This window comes from Shouchella miscanthi, from assembly GCF_007725405.1.
GTDB lineage: Bacteria > Bacillota > Bacilli > Bacillales > Bacillaceae_D > Shouchella > Shouchella hunanensis.
Genome location: NZ_CP042163.1, coordinates 185,557 through 199,193, shown reverse-complemented (window position 1 = coordinate 199,193; position 13,637 = coordinate 185,557). Strand labels below are relative to the sequence as shown.

Sequence of the window (13,637 nt, the reverse complement as noted above, 5' to 3'; positions counted from 1 at the left end):
AACGTATTCGGCGAATCCCTCAACGGTGCGGATTTTTGCGGTGCGGAATACGCGACGTATTTGGGTATGCCTGCCACCTGTTGTCGCGTAACCCTTGTCGCACCAATGGTTATAGCCGTTATGTACGGTGCGGTGCTTGTCTCGGTATGCTGTAGGGGAAAGAGCATAAGGGGGACGTATGACAAGCTGCGCTCGTCAGTCAGCATAGCTGACCGTCCCCCTTACTGCGTCGAGCTGCGCTCTCCTTGCCCTCCACTTCGTTTCGGGTGCTCATTCGGTCTTTCGCTTTGCTTCATCCCTAATCAAAATAACCCCCTTCATTACGTGACGACAAATCGTTGTCATACTTCTATTCCGTATGTACCATTTGCTTGATAAGCGTGTGCGTAGGTTCCACTTACGCTGATTAACCTACCGAAGTTTGCATCGATAGTCCGTACGCACACATCAACAATTTTTTTCACATATCTCCTTGAAAATCCGACCAGAAATGCAGCAAATTTTATATACCAAAGATTTATACTGAATTTTCAAACATATATTACTTATAGCGTTATGTCACAAGGATTAATGCGAATGATGTTTGTGACACTCTCAAAAAAAGTGAACAACTATAGTCTTAATTAACTTCGTAGAGCCAAAACCCTTCACACGACAAAGACTTGATCCCAAGATACAGGTAGGAACCCATTAAGACACACTTTCATATCAATGGATGGATAATTGTAGTAATCGGCATTTCAAGCGATTTTAAGCAACACCATTAGTCTCACAAACAAAACCTTATGTTTTCTTACGGCAATTTTCAACACCACAACCACAAATCACTCCCTTAGAATCTTAATCCTTGGAAATGTTCCTATGTTCCTGGTTTTTCAGACAAATCTTTTATATGTGTAATACACATCTATATATTTTTTTTATTATAGTCTTTCATTAAAAAAAGAAGGAACAAAGGAACACTATCGCTTGACCCATTGGTACATTAAGATTTAGCTGTTCCTTTTCGGTGTGATAAAGCAGAGACATTACAGGAACATCTGCGTCTTAAAAGGAACAAAGCAAGAAGATTTACTTGCATATGTGCAAATCAGTCGTAAATTTGCGTGATCAAAGTTTTGCAAAAAAGCTGAAATTATTTCCGCACATGCAAAAACAGCACCAAAAAAAGGAACATTTCGGGCGAACAAGGAACACTTTGAACCAAAAAGGAACAAAGCAGGAACAGAAGAAAGCACTTTCAACGAATAATTAATATAAGGTTACATGTTAGCTATCCTCAACCTGCCCGTGATTCACAAATAGGTTAAAATCATTCATACCACTCCAATGATTCTTAAAATTATTGTTTCCAAGAAAAAAACCAAGGCAACAACCCTGGTTTTTATATGATAATTTGAATGACTTATAATAGATTACCTATAAGTGATCTAAATTTTTTCTCTTGCACAACAAAAATAAATTTATTACTATCACACCACATCAAGTTGATTATGGAACGAGCGATACCAAGTGAATCTTTATATAATTGGATGTATTTAAACAATACCTCTTCTGATGATCAAGCATCTGCTTATATAGTTCAAATTTATTGGTAATGGGACACCTACTTATTTCATTCACTTTCCTGACAGCGAGACGTCGTCTTTTATAATGGTACTCATGATGGCGAAATATCGAACAGTAAATGCATGTTACCTTATCTACAGTTTTAATATATTCGCTTTACTCTATTTCATTTTAAAGCCTACTTTGTTTGAAACATTTTAATTTCTGCTATATCCTTATTGGATAAATTAAACCATTCGCCATTGATTAAATTATCTTTGTATTTCTTGTGGAAGAACTTCTCTAATGAGTCTACATTTAAACTTTCAATTACATGGATGACTTCCCATTTGAAAGGCATTTTATACGGAAAGAATATTTTTGTTTTTAAGTTCTTTGTTTTGCCAACCTTAATATATCCTTTTTCTTTTTCTTGTAAAAAATATACACACATAATATTTTCAGGTTTTACCTCCTCTTTTCTTCTTGGTTTAAAAGGTAGTTTTTCTTTATAAAACTTGCTATCTTTTATTATGGTTCTGTCTAATTTGTCTTTTAATAAGAAGAAACGATAACTCTTCTTAAGAAGTTCCAATTTTCGCTGCCAATCATTTCTTAGTATTATAAATTCTAACTTACTTTTTACTTTTTCGTCTTTCTCCTTTTTTATTAAGTCCGTTATCAACTCTATTGTTTCATCATCGTATACTACTTTGTTTTCTAAAAACAAATACAAGGTCACTCCTATCTCGTATCGAATGACTTTCTTTTCAGCGGGAAACTGTTCAATTAAGAATGGAATAACCCAAAAAATAGCTTCTAAATTTTCTTCTGTTAGATGAAACCTCAACCAAAAATTTATAGTTTTTAGAGCATCTTTTCGATGCTTGAACTGGCCGTCATGGAAATATCGGATAATTCGCGTTACTGGTCCTAACCCAAACCATTCTCGAATATCTTTTGGGGACAATCGGTTAAAATCCTCTACAGTAATTTTAGTCATAAATTTCACCTCTTGATCATTTATTTCCAAAATTCTTTTAATTAAGACGGCGGGATTCCATTTTATATATTGGAGTGTGAGAGGAAAATTTGCCGAATTCACAAGAGGTAAATTTTTATTTGTATATATGAGTAGGTGTGTGAGTTACTTTTGAGTCTATCCAAAAATAAAACATTGGTACGACAAAAAACACATACGATTTCAGTCGTGAAATCATACGTGTTTTTACTTGTGAACCTCTGAACCAAAACTTTATATATCCACTATTTACCTTGTTGACAAATGAATTTAACTTCGCCTGCCAGCGAATAAGTTAGTTGTTTGAGCTTATCGTTTTTTTATATTTATTCATAAATTTAATAACGTCTACTCGATCGAGAAGCACTTTACCTTCCAACTCTATTATTGGCAAACCAACCCTTTCTAATTTTTGCAAGTGACCAAAAGAAATTCCAAGGAATTCACAGCATTGTTTTTTGGTCATAAATCTACCCTCACCAATATCTCGTTTTGCTGCTTCGAAAGCATTTTTACTAAGCTCATAAAATAACTCATAGTACTTCTCCTTGAACTCATCTGAAACCTGTAATGGCATGTAAGCTTCCATGAATGTTTTCACCTCTTTATAATTTGGTAATATTTTACTTTTAAATTATATAATAACCTCATACTGTTAACAATACTTTAGTAAGAAAAATATTTACTAAGTAAACATTTAATGCGATAATCTAAATAGACACATTTGAAATGAAAGGTAGTTTCTTATGAACGCTAAAGAATTTGGATTAAAACTTAAAGAAATCCGTAAAGAAAAAAATTTAACCTTACTGGACCTAAAAAAACGAACTGGTTACTCAGATTCATATTTATCTCAAATTGAGAATGGCTATAAAGATTTGCCCAAGCCCGACTTAATAAGAAGACTTGCTACAGGATTAGGCGTTTCACATATTTTTCTTATGAAATTAGCTGGCTACGCTAACTCATATATAGATGTTGAGAATGCCCCTAACATGTGCGAAGGAATTATTAAAAAGTCTCAAAATGATAATAAGGTTATCGATGTGACACTCCCAAGTACCGAAGAAATTAAAATGGAGAACGGAGAACAAACTAATCGAGAATTATCAGTTGACGAGTTAAGAAGAAGATTATTTGACCTTCATGATCTTCTTAATATGAAGGTTGACTTGTACTATAAGGATACGTTTTTAACAGATGAAGAACGCAAAAAAATTCGGACCCTCCTTGAATTAATCTTTGAATAAAGTCTTCTCTTTCCTGTATATAGCCTGCCAGCGTATTGGAAAGGAAAATTATTATGGCAAATATAAAAAAATACACAAAGAAAGACGGTACTACCGCTTATATGTTTAATGTGTATCTCGGTAAGGATCCACTCTCAGGAAAGAAGAAACGGACTACACGTCGAGGTTTCAAGACAAAAAAAGATGCAAATATCGCATTATCAAAACTATTAGTGGAAGTCGATGAACTCGGGCTTCGTCAAAATGCTCAGATAACCTATCAAGAAGTCTTTGAGGAATGGTTTAAACAACATCGAAAAGAAGTAAAGCCAACTACGGTATATGCGATGGAGAGTAAATTCAGTCATAGAATTCTTCCAGTCTTCGGCCCTCACAAAATGAAAGACATTACTCGTTCACATTGTCAAAAAGCAATCAATGCTTGGGCCCAGGAGCTTAAAACATTTAATGATTATAAGATACAAGCAAACCTCGTCTTCCGATATGCTATGAAAATGGACATTATTAAGCGCAATCCGATGGATTATGTCACCTTGCCAAAACGGAAACATGACATCGATTATAATGTCGAGCTGGAAGAAAAAAAGTATTACTACACACGAGAAGAGCTCAGAATCTTCCTAGAGTCGATTAAGAACGATGATATGGCCTACACCATGTTTCGACTACTTGCGTTTACAGGAGCACGTAAAGGTGAAATATACGCCCTTCAGTGGTCGGATGTGGACTTCCAAAATAAGAGAATCAGTTTTAAAAAGACATTGACCCACACAAACGGAAAAAAGCAACTTCAGACATCTAAAACAAAGGCATCTCGGCGTGTTATTAGCGTGGACGATGAAACTCTAGCCATCTTAAAGAAATGGCGTAGCAGGCAAATACAGCGATATCTGCTGTTAGAGCTTTCCACTCCTTTTAAATCTGATGATAAACAACCCGTCTTTACGGTCTATAATCAGTTAAAACACAAAATGGATTATTGCCGACTGGCTTACTTGAATGAAAAACTGGAGCGGATTTATCAAAAGAATATGGAGCTGCAAAAGATTAATGTTCATGCATTTCGGCATACACATGCCAGCCTGTTGTTTGCAGCTGGTGCTTCCATCAAAGATGTACAAGCTCGGCTCGGGCACACAGATATTCAAACTACGATGGATATTTACACTCATGTGACCGATGAAGCAAAGGAGAAAACAGCAGAAATTTTTACGAAATACATGAATTTTTAGCTCGGGGTATTCAATGGGTATTCAAATACAATTTTGTATATAAAAAACCCTCTCTGCTCCATAGAAGCAAAGAGGGTAAACATTGATATACCAAGTATATTAACGTTTTGAGAACTGAGGCGCACGACGTGCTGCTTTAAGACCGTATTTTTTACGTTCTTTCATACGTGCATCACGCGTTAAGAAGCCAGCAGCTTTTAACGATGGACGGTTATCAGGATCTACTTGAAGTAGCGCACGTGCTACGCCATGACGGATCGCACCAGCTTGACCTGTAAAGCCGCCTCCTTGTACATTTACATGGACATTGTATTGACCAGTAACACCTGTTTCAACAAGTGGTTGTTTTACAATAAGCTTTAATGTGTCAAGACCGAAATATTCGTCAAGTGAACGACCGTTTACAACGATTGTTCCGTCACCAGGAACGAGACGAACACGTGCTACAGAATGCTTACGACGACCTGTGCCGTAGTATTGTACTTGAGCCATAATCCATTACCTCCTAAAGATTAACCGCGAAGCTCGTACGCTTCTGGTTTTTGTGCTTGATGATTGTGTTCAGAACCTGCATATACGTGAAGCTTCATACCTTGCTTACGACCTAAAGTATTCTTTGGAAGCATTCCTTTGATCGCTAGCTCAAGCATACGCTCAGGCTTGTTTGCACGCATTTCGTGTGCAGCTGTTTGCTTTAATCCACCTGGGTGGTTTGTATGACGGTAGTAGATCTTATCTTGAAGCTTATTACCCGTTAATTGGATTTTGCTTGCATTCAAGATGATTACATGATCACCAGTGTCTACATGTGGTGTAAATGTTGGTTTGTGTTTTCCGCGTAGGATTGAAGCAACTTCTGAAGAAAGACGACCAAGCGTTTGACCTTCAGCGTCGACAACGTACCACTTACGCTCAACTTCGTTTGGCTTTGCCATATATGTTGTACGCATCATTAAACCTCCTAATAATAAAACAAAGTGTTTTGTCTTGCTCTATTTGTGCTTGTGTTTTTTAAGCTGGCTGTTCAAGAAACACAAAGCGTAATATGTGATCTCATTCCGCAACCCGGGGCAGTGGGTCTTTAGAATTACCATCTAACATCATACAATAATTAAGCGATAAAGTCAATTCAATTTAAAAAAACTTATCCGGGTGTTTCCTCTTTTTAAAAAGGATTGTTTTCATAATCAACTTGCCATAAATACAAGCCTTGTGCCGGTGCTGTTTTTCCTGCAAGGGTTCGATCTTTGCTTGCCAAAATGGATTCGATTTCCCTTGCATCTCGCTTACCCGATCCGACTTCAATGAGGGTACCAACGATAATACGCACCATGTTGTAAAGAAACCCATTACCAGCAATCATAAATTCTAATTCTCCGCCATTTGGGTGAAGGGATACACTTGCTATCGTTCGAACTTTATCAACTACGGCTGTATTGGATGCACAAAATGCAGAAAAGTCGTGCGTACCAAGTAGATACTGAGCAGCCGTCTGCATAGCAGGCACATCTAAAGGTTGTTTAATGTGCAAGGCATGATGACGGCGGAACACATTCGGCACCTCGCCATGATGGATATAATAGCGATATTCTTTACCCGTTGTGTGGAATCGCGCATGAAAATCCTCTGCCACTTCACTCACTTCTTCCACTACAACATCGTTTGGCAAATGCACATTTAATGCTTGTACCCAATTAGAAGGAGCCATTTGGAGGTGAGAATCAAAATGGATGACTTGCGCCTTTGCATGTACACCGGCATCCGTTCTTCCTGATGCCGTTACAGAGATACGCTCCCCCTTATGAATGTTCGTTAACGCTTGCTCAATAACAGCTTGCACGGTTCTTTTTTGAGGCTGCACTTGGTAGCCACTGTATTCTGTCCCGTCGTACGCAAGCTTACATGCATACCTTGCCATGATTTCTCTCCTTTTTTGCTTAAAGCCATAAAATGAGGCATGCCAGTACAATACTAAGAGAGAGCGCGACGGTATCGTTCCTTTGCCACTGTTTCTTTTTCCAAGTTGTATAGGTGCCCCGACTTTGATAGCCTCTTGCTTCCATCGCTTCTCCTAACTCTTCCGCTCGTTTAAGCGCACGAATAAATAACGGTACGAATAATGGAATAAAAAGCTTTATACGATTTTTTAATGATTTTTTAAAACGACCATACCCTCTTGCTCGCTGTGCTTGTTGAATGAGTAATAGTTCATCCCGTAAGATTGGAATAAATCGTAATGCAATTGAAACCATTGTAGCCACGTCCCTAACTGGAAAACGCACTTTATTCAGTGGACTTAATAGAGTTTCAATTGCTTGTGTAATATGATAAGAACTGGTTGTTGCTGTCATTATAATAGCGATAAGAAAAAGCATAATGGTGCGCCAGAAGACAATAAATGCCATGGTCATCCCTTCGTCATAAATCGTTATTGGCCCAATTGAAAACAATGGTTTTCCATCTTGAATAACGATAAGTTGAATAAGGGAAAAGACGAACAAAAAGATAAAAACAGGTGCCAATGATTGCAAAACCGCTCTAATTGGTAAACGGCTAGTTAAAAGCAATAGTAAAACAAGAATAGAACTCATACTAAACGAGGCGATTGATGACACAGAGAAAAAGACGATTGCAAACAAAAACGTACTAATCAACTTTACTTTCGCATCTAGAGTATGAACAAATGAGTGACCTTCAATGTAATCGCCAATGACGACAGATCTTCTAGCCATTCGGTTCATTCTCCTTCTCTTTCAGCCACGATGATGTGATCCATCCTACAAGCTCTTCTGTATTCTTTAGAAAAGGTGGCTGATGTTGATGTTTCATAAGCGCTTTTGCAAAAGCCATCGTCTGGGGCAATGGCACATGGCCACTCTGGAGTACATCACGTGTTTTACCGGCATGAACAAGCCGTCCTGCTTCAAGAGCAATACAATGATCACTATAGAGAGCGACATCATTCATGGAATGAGTGACCATCCAAATGGTCGCATTTTCTTGCTTTTTATAGCGTTGAAAGACCTTCATCATTCCTTCTTTTAATTGCGGATCAAGTCCTGCTGTCGGTTCATCAATTAGCAAGAGCTTTGGCTTCATCATGAGAATAGCGGCAATGGCCACTCGTCTCATTTGTCCCCCCGATAAGTGAAAGGGGGAGCGTTGTAGAATCTCAGACTCTAGCTCTACTACTTTCATGATGTCTTCTATTCTCTGGTCAATGTGGTCTTTATGCTCCCCTGCCAACTTCAAACCAAAGGCAAGCTCTTCATACACAGTCTCGGCAAATAGTTGATGTTCAGGGTATTGAAACACGTAGCCAATTTGAGCACGTAGCAACTGACTCTGATCTTCATGCAAGGCGTGACCCTTTACCAGAACAGATCCTGTAGTTGGTTCAAGTAACCCGGCTAGCAACTGAACAAGGGTTGATTTTCCTGAACCTGTTTTACCTATTACCGCTGTAAAACTTCCGTCTGGCATTGAAAAGCTAATCTCTTGCAACGCCTTATAGGATTTTGCTTGGTTTGTCTCGTATTGATAGCTTACACCTTTAAAGCAAACGTCCATAACGCTTCACATAACTCCTCATCCGAAGTAATGATTGTTTCATCCACACCAATACCCTGTTCCTTTAACATAGCGATGACTTCATAGCGGAAGGGCTTTACGCATCCTAAATCTTGCATCACGCCCTCTTGACGCATTAATTGCGAGAATGACCCATCGAAAACAATCTCACCGTTCGCCAAACCAATAATACGCGTGCACTTGGCCATTTCCTCTAATTCGTGAGTAATGGTTACAAGTGTTTTAGACTCTTGATACATAGACGCTAATTGCTCCAGCACCTCATGTCGTCCTTCAGGGTCAAGCATAGACGTTGCTTCATCCAAGATAATGAGTTCGGGTTCAAGAACAAGTAAACCCGCTAACGCCACACGCTGCTTCTGACCACCAGAAAGCTCATTGATAGATCGCTTTCGTAAGTGATCAATACCAAGCTTTTTTGCATAACATGCAATTCGTTCTTCTATAAGAGACGGGTTCACTGCAGCATTCTCTAAACCAAAAGCTAGGTCATCTTCAACGATCGTTCGTACCATCTGGTTATCTGGGTTCTGAAACAAGAACCCGATGTTTTGTTGCTCTCGATGATAAGTAATTGAACCTGACGTAGGTTTTACTAACCCTTTTATCAGCTTTCCAAGAGTAGATTTTCCCGATCCACTTCTCCCAATAATGGCAATATACTCACCTTTAGTGATGGAGAAAGACACATTTAATAAAACCGGTTCACTCTCTTTAAATTGATAACTTACGTTGTTCAGCTGCAGCATCGACTCATTTCCTTCCTAAAACAAAAAAGGGCATAGAGTGAAGAAAGCTCTTGCTTCCATAATCTCCTGCCCTTAATCGCCGCTTACATGAGTTACTTAAACAAACTCAATAATTGCCATTGGTGCTCCGTCTCCACGACGAGGACCAACTTTAAGAATGCGTGTATATCCACCTTGACGCTCTTCAAAGCGAGGCGCAATCTCAGCAAAAAGCTTTTGGATTGCGTCTTGACCATTTTCTTCGTTTGCTACTTCTTTACGTACGAAAGAAGCGACTTGACGACGAGAATGAAGATCTCCACGTTTACCTAATGTCACCATTTTTTCAACGAGTGGACGCAATTCCTTTGCTTTAGCTTCAGTCGTTTCAATGCGCTCATTAATAATTAAGTCTGTTACTAAATCACGTAGTAACGCTTTACGTTGTGAACTTGTACGACCAAGTTTTGCGTATGCCATGCTATATTCCCTCCTTTAACCCAAAAAACAATTATTCTTCGTTACGAAGCCCGAGACCTAACTCGCCTAGCTTCTCTTGTACTTCTTCTAAAGACTTACGTCCAAGGTTACGAACTTTCATCATGTCTTCTTCTGTTTTATGCGTAAGCTCTTGTACCGTGTTGATACCAGCGCGCTTTAAACAGTTGTAAGAACGAACCGAAAGATCAAGCTCTTCAATTGTCATTTCCAAGACTTTTTCTTTTTGGTCTTCTTCTTTTTCAACCATGATTTCCGCGTTTTGCGCTTGATCCGTTAAGCCTACGAAAATATTTAAATGCTCTGTTAAGATTTTCGCTCCAAGAGATACTGCTTCTTCAGGGCGAGTGCTTCCATCGGTCCACACATCAAGGGTTAGTTTATCATAGTTTGTGACTTGCCCAACACGTGTATTCTCAACTTGATAGTTTACACGCGCTACCGGTGTATAGATCGAGTCAATCGGAAGAACGCCAATTGGCTGGTCGTCGCTTTTATTCCCGTCAGCAAGGATATAACCCCGACCGCGTTTTGCCTGAAGGCGCATGCGGAACGATGCTCCTTTTGTAAGCGTAGCGATATGAAGCTCAGGATTTAAAATTTCTACATCACTATCGTGTGTTAAGTCTCCAGCAGTAACATCGCCTTCGCCTTGAACATCAATCTCTAGTGTTTTCTCATCGTCCGAGTAAATCTTTAAAGCTAGTTTCTTTAGGTGCAAAATGATTGTTGTTACATCTTCCACAACACCCTCAATAGTAGAGAATTCGTGTAGAACACCATCAATTTGAACTGAAGATACTGCTGCACCAGGAAGCGATGATAGTAGAATGCGACGTAAGGAGTTTCCTAGTGTTGTTCCATAACCACGTTCAAGGGGCTCAACAACAAACTTGCCGTATGTTGCATCTTCGCTAACTTCAACCGTCTCAATATTCGGCTTTTCAATTTCAATCATTAAACAAACCCTCCTTCAAAACGTCGAACTCTGGCAAACACAAGGATTGCCCAAAGGACAATCACTAAGCCTTCCCATGAGCAATGCCTATTAGTCTAACCTTCATTGTCTAATAGATCTCGTCTTATCCATTATAGACACTACTAAGAAATCTATACAATGATTGATCTTATTACACTCTACGACGTTTCGGCGGGCGACAGCCGTTATGAGGAACAGGCGTTACGTCTTTAATCATGTTTACCTCTAAACCAACTGCTTGCAATGAACGGATAGCCGCTTCACGACCAGCTCCAGGACCTTTAACAGAAACTTCGATGGTTTTCATGCCATGCTCCATTGCTGTTTTCGCAGCAGTCTCAGCCGCCATTTGCGCAGCGAAAGGAGTAGACTTACGAGAACCTTTAAATCCTAAAGCACCAGCACTTGCCCAAGAGATTGCATTACCATGCGTATCAGTGATCGTCACGATTGTATTATTGAACGTTGAGCGAATGTGAGCCATTCCCGTATCAATATTTTTCTTTTGACGACGCTTTGGACGAGTATTCGTTTTTTTAGCCATAGATTTGTTCCCTCCTATCTATTTTTTCTTGTTCGCTACTGTACGAGCAGGACCTTTGCGCGTACGAGCGTTATTCTTAGAGTTTTGACCACGAACGGGCAATCCACGACGATGACGGATTCCACGGTAGCTTCCAATTTCAATTAGACGCTTAATGTTAAGGGATACTTCACGACGAAGATCACCTTCAACTTGATATGCTTCAACAGCTTCACGGATACGACCAAGTTCTTCTTCAGTCAAATCGCGCACACGTGTATTCTGGTCAATACCAGCAGTTTCAAGAATCTTCGCTGCTGTAGATTTACCAATACCGAATACGTACGTAAGTGAAATTACAACGCGCTTATCGCGAGGAATATCAACACCTGCAACACGTGCCATAGGCTCGGCACCTCCTTATCGATTAGCCTTGTTTTTGTTTATGCTTTGGATTTTCGCAAATTACCATGACATTGCCTTTACGGCGAATAACTTTACATTTTTCACAGATCGGTTTTACCGACGGTCTTACTTTCATTGTATAAACCTCCTTGTGTACGGAGAAGTTTTTTATTTATAGCGGTACGTAATTCTACCACGCGTTAGATCATAAGGAGAAAGCTCAATTGTCACTTTATCACCAGGCAAAATGCGGATAAAGTGCATGCGAATTTTCCCAGATACATGCGCAAGAATTTTATGACCGTTCTCAAGTTCAACACGAAACATTGCATTTGGAAGTGGTTCAATAACCGTACCTTCCACTTCAATAACGTCTTCTTTCGCCATGGGTAGTTTCCTCCCTTCGAGTTAGATGCTAACAAATCCAGAACTACACAGACATTCTATCTTACCTGAAAACCTATGCTTTCGTCAAGATTTCATACCCGGTTTCTGTAATTGCAATCGTATGCTCAAAATGGGCACAGTTTTTCTTATCTACAGTTACTACTGTCCAGTTATCAGAAAGAGTTTTTACATATCGACTACCTGCATTAATCATTGGCTCAATTGCTAGTACCATACCGGGCTTGAGCCGTGGTCCTTTTCCTGGAGGTCCGTAATGAGGAATTTGTGGGTCCTCATGTAAGTTTTGACCAACACCGTGGCCAACATACTCACGAACAACAGAATAACCAAGAGGCTCCACATGTGATTGAATCGCATGCGAGATATCTGATAAACGATTGCCTGGACGAGCTTGCTCTAAACCTTTGTAAAGAGACTCTTCCGTTGCATCAAGCAATTGTTGATCTTCCTCTTTAATTGTCCCAACCCCATATGTCCAAGCAGAGTCACCATGATAGCCATTATAATATGCGCCTATATCTAAGCTAATAATGTCACCATCTTCAAGCACTCGATTACCAGGAATGCCATGCACCAACTCTTCGTTTACAGAAGCACATACGCTTCCTTTAAACCCCCCATAACCTAGGAAAGAAGGTGTTGCATCATGTGAACGAATAAACGCTTCAGCAATTGAATCGAGTTCCCCAGTTGTAACACCTGGTTTGATATATGGTTTCAAGTGAGCATGTGTCAATGCAACAATACGCCCAGCCTGTCTCATAATTTCAAGTTCACGTTCGGTTTTTATTACAATCATGCATGCGTCTCCGCGAGTAATGCATCAATGTCTTTGTAGACATCTTCAATATCTCTATTACCGTCAATATGCTTTAAATAACCTTTTGACTCATAAAAGTCAATTAATGGTTGAGCTTGCTGCTGATTCACTTCAAGACGTTTCTTAACTGTCTCTGGTTTGTCATCATCACGTTGAATAAGCTCGCTTCCATCTACATCACATTTTCCTTCAACCTTTGGTGGGTTGTAAAGAAGATGATACGTTTTGCCAGAAGTTGGTGAAACACGTCTACCTGTTAAACGCTCAATTAAGAGATCTTCAGGAACGTGGATATTCAGAACATAGTCAAGTTCTTTACCGAGAGATGTAAGAATCTCTTCAAGTCCTTCTGCTTGCGCAATTGTTCTCGGGAAACCATCGAGTAAAAAACCATTCTCACAATCTTTCTGTGATAAGCGATCTTTCACAATACCGATTGTTACTTCATCCGGAACAAGGCCACCAGCATCCATGTAGGATTTCGCTTTAAGACCAAGTTCTGTTTCATTCTTCATTGCTGCACGAAACATATCACCAGTTGAGATATGAGGCAAGCCGTAATGTTCAACAATCTTTTCTGCTTGAGTACCTTTACCGGCACCAGGCAATCCCATTAAGATTAAGTTCATTTCAA

At 39.4% G+C, this 13,637-nt stretch carries 18 protein-coding genes; 2 read left to right on the top strand and 16 right to left on the bottom strand.

What is annotated here, in order from left to right; genetic code table 11:
* Positions 1 to 1,747: 1,747 nt before the first annotated feature.
* Together FPV17_RS01030 and FPV17_RS01025 are read right to left on the bottom strand one after the other, a co-directional pair.
* A complete protein-coding gene (locus FPV17_RS01030; RefSeq protein ID WP_144557453.1) occupies positions 1,748 to 2,551 on the bottom strand; it encodes a GIY-YIG nuclease family protein in 804 nt (267 codons plus the stop codon).
* 313 nt (positions 2,552 to 2,864) lie between these two features.
* Entirely contained in the window at positions 2,865 to 3,158 is a 294-nt protein-coding gene (locus FPV17_RS01025) for a hypothetical protein (RefSeq protein ID WP_144557451.1), read from the bottom strand.
* Positions 3,159 to 3,315: 157 nt separating this feature from the next.
* Here FPV17_RS01025 and FPV17_RS01020 point away from each other — a divergent pair, with 157 nt between their 5' ends.
* Together FPV17_RS01020 and FPV17_RS01015 are read left to right on the top strand one after the other, a co-directional pair.
* Positions 3,316 to 3,819, top strand: coding sequence for a helix-turn-helix domain-containing protein (locus tag FPV17_RS01020; protein ID WP_144557449.1), 504 nt, complete (start codon positions 3,316 to 3,318; stop codon positions 3,817 to 3,819).
* Between the two features lie 53 nt (positions 3,820 to 3,872).
* Positions 3,873 to 5,051, top strand: a complete 1,179-nt coding sequence (locus FPV17_RS01015) for a site-specific integrase (RefSeq protein WP_144557447.1) — start codon at positions 3,873 to 3,875, stop codon at positions 5,049 to 5,051.
* A gap of 99 nt (positions 5,052 to 5,150) precedes the next feature.
* Here the strand turns inward: FPV17_RS01015 and rpsI are convergent, their stop codons facing one another.
* The 14 genes from rpsI to FPV17_RS00945 all read right to left on the bottom strand — a co-directional run bounded on the left by rpsI (position 5,151) and on the right by FPV17_RS00945 (position 13,632).
* Entirely contained in the window at positions 5,151 to 5,543 is a 393-nt protein-coding gene (gene rpsI, locus FPV17_RS01010) for a 30S ribosomal protein S9 (protein ID WP_035395695.1), read from the bottom strand.
* Between the two features lie 20 nt (positions 5,544 to 5,563).
* The gene (rplM, locus tag FPV17_RS01005) at positions 5,564 to 6,001 is read right to left on the bottom strand and encodes a 50S ribosomal protein L13 (protein WP_035395693.1); all 438 of its coding nucleotides are present in this window, start codon (positions 5,999 to 6,001) and stop codon (positions 5,564 to 5,566) included.
* 215 nt (positions 6,002 to 6,216) lie between these two features.
* Positions 6,217 to 6,969 carry a tRNA pseudouridine(38-40) synthase TruA gene (truA, locus tag FPV17_RS01000; RefSeq protein WP_144557445.1) on the bottom strand — a complete coding sequence of 251 codons (753 nt, stop codon included), beginning with the start codon at positions 6,967 to 6,969 and terminating at the stop codon, positions 6,217 to 6,219.
* 19 nt (positions 6,970 to 6,988) lie between these two features.
* The gene (locus FPV17_RS00995) at positions 6,989 to 7,783 is read right to left on the bottom strand and encodes an energy-coupling factor transporter transmembrane component T family protein (RefSeq protein ID WP_186370692.1); all 795 of its coding nucleotides are present in this window, start codon (positions 7,781 to 7,783) and stop codon (positions 6,989 to 6,991) included.
* Complete coding sequence (locus FPV17_RS00990; protein WP_144557441.1) at positions 7,776 to 8,621, bottom strand: ATP-binding cassette domain-containing protein; 846 nt, start codon at positions 8,619 to 8,621, stop codon at positions 7,776 to 7,778. The genes FPV17_RS00995 and FPV17_RS00990 overlap by 8 nt, the downstream gene beginning before the upstream one ends.
* Positions 8,597 to 9,391: an ATP-binding cassette domain-containing protein gene (locus FPV17_RS00985; protein ID WP_144557439.1), complete on the bottom strand. Its 795-nt coding sequence runs from the start codon at positions 9,389 to 9,391 to the stop codon at positions 8,597 to 8,599. Before FPV17_RS00985 ends, FPV17_RS00990 begins: the two co-directional genes overlap by 25 nt.
* A 96-nt stretch (positions 9,392 to 9,487) precedes the next feature.
* Positions 9,488 to 9,850 (bottom strand): 50S ribosomal protein L17, encoded by a 363-nt coding sequence (gene rplQ, locus FPV17_RS00980; RefSeq protein ID WP_035395688.1) that lies wholly within the window; start codon positions 9,848 to 9,850, stop codon positions 9,488 to 9,490.
* 31 nt (positions 9,851 to 9,881) lie between these two features.
* Positions 9,882 to 10,826, bottom strand: a complete 945-nt coding sequence (locus FPV17_RS00975) for a DNA-directed RNA polymerase subunit alpha (RefSeq protein ID WP_038475820.1) — start codon at positions 10,824 to 10,826, stop codon at positions 9,882 to 9,884.
* A gap of 172 nt (positions 10,827 to 10,998) precedes the next feature.
* Positions 10,999 to 11,391 (bottom strand): 30S ribosomal protein S11, encoded by a 393-nt coding sequence (rpsK, locus tag FPV17_RS00970; RefSeq protein ID WP_035395685.1) that lies wholly within the window; start codon positions 11,389 to 11,391, stop codon positions 10,999 to 11,001.
* A gap of 18 nt (positions 11,392 to 11,409) precedes the next feature.
* Complete coding sequence (gene rpsM / locus FPV17_RS00965) at positions 11,410 to 11,775, bottom strand: 30S ribosomal protein S13 (protein WP_035395683.1); 366 nt, start codon at positions 11,773 to 11,775, stop codon at positions 11,410 to 11,412.
* A gap of 22 nt (positions 11,776 to 11,797) precedes the next feature.
* Positions 11,798 to 11,911, bottom strand: a complete 114-nt coding sequence (gene rpmJ, locus FPV17_RS00960; RefSeq protein WP_003333770.1) for a 50S ribosomal protein L36 — start codon at positions 11,909 to 11,911, stop codon at positions 11,798 to 11,800.
* 32 nt (positions 11,912 to 11,943) lie between these two features.
* Complete coding sequence (gene infA, locus FPV17_RS00955; protein WP_035395681.1) at positions 11,944 to 12,162, bottom strand: translation initiation factor IF-1; 219 nt, start codon at positions 12,160 to 12,162, stop codon at positions 11,944 to 11,946.
* A 73-nt stretch (positions 12,163 to 12,235) separates the two neighbouring features.
* A complete protein-coding gene (map, locus tag FPV17_RS00950; protein ID WP_038475814.1) occupies positions 12,236 to 12,982 on the bottom strand; it encodes a type I methionyl aminopeptidase in 747 nt (248 codons plus the stop codon).
* Positions 12,979 to 13,632, bottom strand: a complete 654-nt coding sequence (locus tag FPV17_RS00945; RefSeq protein WP_035395679.1) for an adenylate kinase — start codon at positions 13,630 to 13,632, stop codon at positions 12,979 to 12,981. The genes map and FPV17_RS00945 overlap by 4 nt, the downstream gene beginning before the upstream one ends.
* Positions 13,633 to 13,637: the final 5 nt, after the last annotated feature.

What these genes read in the sequence shown, in the direction of transcription:
- truA (WP_144557445.1), bottom strand. Translation starts at nt 6,969, where the DNA reads ATGGCAAGGTATGCATGTAAGCTTGCGTACGACGGGACAGAATACAGT.
- FPV17_RS00985 (WP_144557439.1), bottom strand. Translation starts at nt 9,391, where the DNA reads ATGCTGCAGCTGAACAACGTAAGTTATCAATTTAAAGAGAGTGAACCG.
- rpsI (WP_035395695.1), bottom strand. Translation starts at nt 5,543, where the DNA reads ATGGCTCAAGTACAATACTACGGCACAGGTCGTCGTAAGCATTCTGTA.
- FPV17_RS01030 (WP_144557453.1), bottom strand. Translation starts at nt 2,551, where the DNA reads ATGACTAAAATTACTGTAGAGGATTTTAACCGATTGTCCCCAAAAGAT.
- rpsM (WP_035395683.1), bottom strand. Translation starts at nt 11,775, where the DNA reads ATGGCACGTGTTGCAGGTGTTGATATTCCTCGCGATAAGCGCGTTGTA.
- FPV17_RS00990 (WP_144557441.1), bottom strand. Translation starts at nt 8,621, where the DNA reads ATGGACGTTTGCTTTAAAGGTGTAAGCTATCAATACGAGACAAACCAA.
- FPV17_RS01020 (WP_144557449.1), top strand. Translation starts at nt 3,316, where the DNA reads ATGAACGCTAAAGAATTTGGATTAAAACTTAAAGAAATCCGTAAAGAA.
- map (WP_038475814.1), bottom strand. Translation starts at nt 12,982, where the DNA reads ATGATTGTAATAAAAACCGAACGTGAACTTGAAATTATGAGACAGGCT.
- FPV17_RS00945 (WP_035395679.1), bottom strand. Translation starts at nt 13,632, where the DNA reads ATGAACTTAATCTTAATGGGATTGCCTGGTGCCGGTAAAGGTACTCAA.
- FPV17_RS01015 (WP_144557447.1), top strand. Translation starts at nt 3,873, where the DNA reads ATGGCAAATATAAAAAAATACACAAAGAAAGACGGTACTACCGCTTAT.
- rpmJ (WP_003333770.1), bottom strand. Translation starts at nt 11,911, where the DNA reads ATGAAAGTAAGACCGTCGGTAAAACCGATCTGTGAAAAATGTAAAGTT.
- rpsK (WP_035395685.1), bottom strand. Translation starts at nt 11,391, where the DNA reads ATGGCTAAAAAAACGAATACTCGTCCAAAGCGTCGTCAAAAGAAAAAT.
- FPV17_RS00975 (WP_038475820.1), bottom strand. Translation starts at nt 10,826, where the DNA reads ATGATTGAAATTGAAAAGCCGAATATTGAGACGGTTGAAGTTAGCGAA.
- FPV17_RS00995 (WP_186370692.1), bottom strand. Translation starts at nt 7,783, where the DNA reads ATGGCTAGAAGATCTGTCGTCATTGGCGATTACATTGAAGGTCACTCA.
- FPV17_RS01025 (WP_144557451.1), bottom strand. Translation starts at nt 3,158, where the DNA reads ATGGAAGCTTACATGCCATTACAGGTTTCAGATGAGTTCAAGGAGAAG.
- rplM (WP_035395693.1), bottom strand. Translation starts at nt 6,001, where the DNA reads ATGCGTACAACATATATGGCAAAGCCAAACGAAGTTGAGCGTAAGTGG.
- infA (WP_035395681.1), bottom strand. Translation starts at nt 12,162, where the DNA reads ATGGCGAAAGAAGACGTTATTGAAGTGGAAGGTACGGTTATTGAACCA.
- rplQ (WP_035395688.1), bottom strand. Translation starts at nt 9,850, where the DNA reads ATGGCATACGCAAAACTTGGTCGTACAAGTTCACAACGTAAAGCGTTA.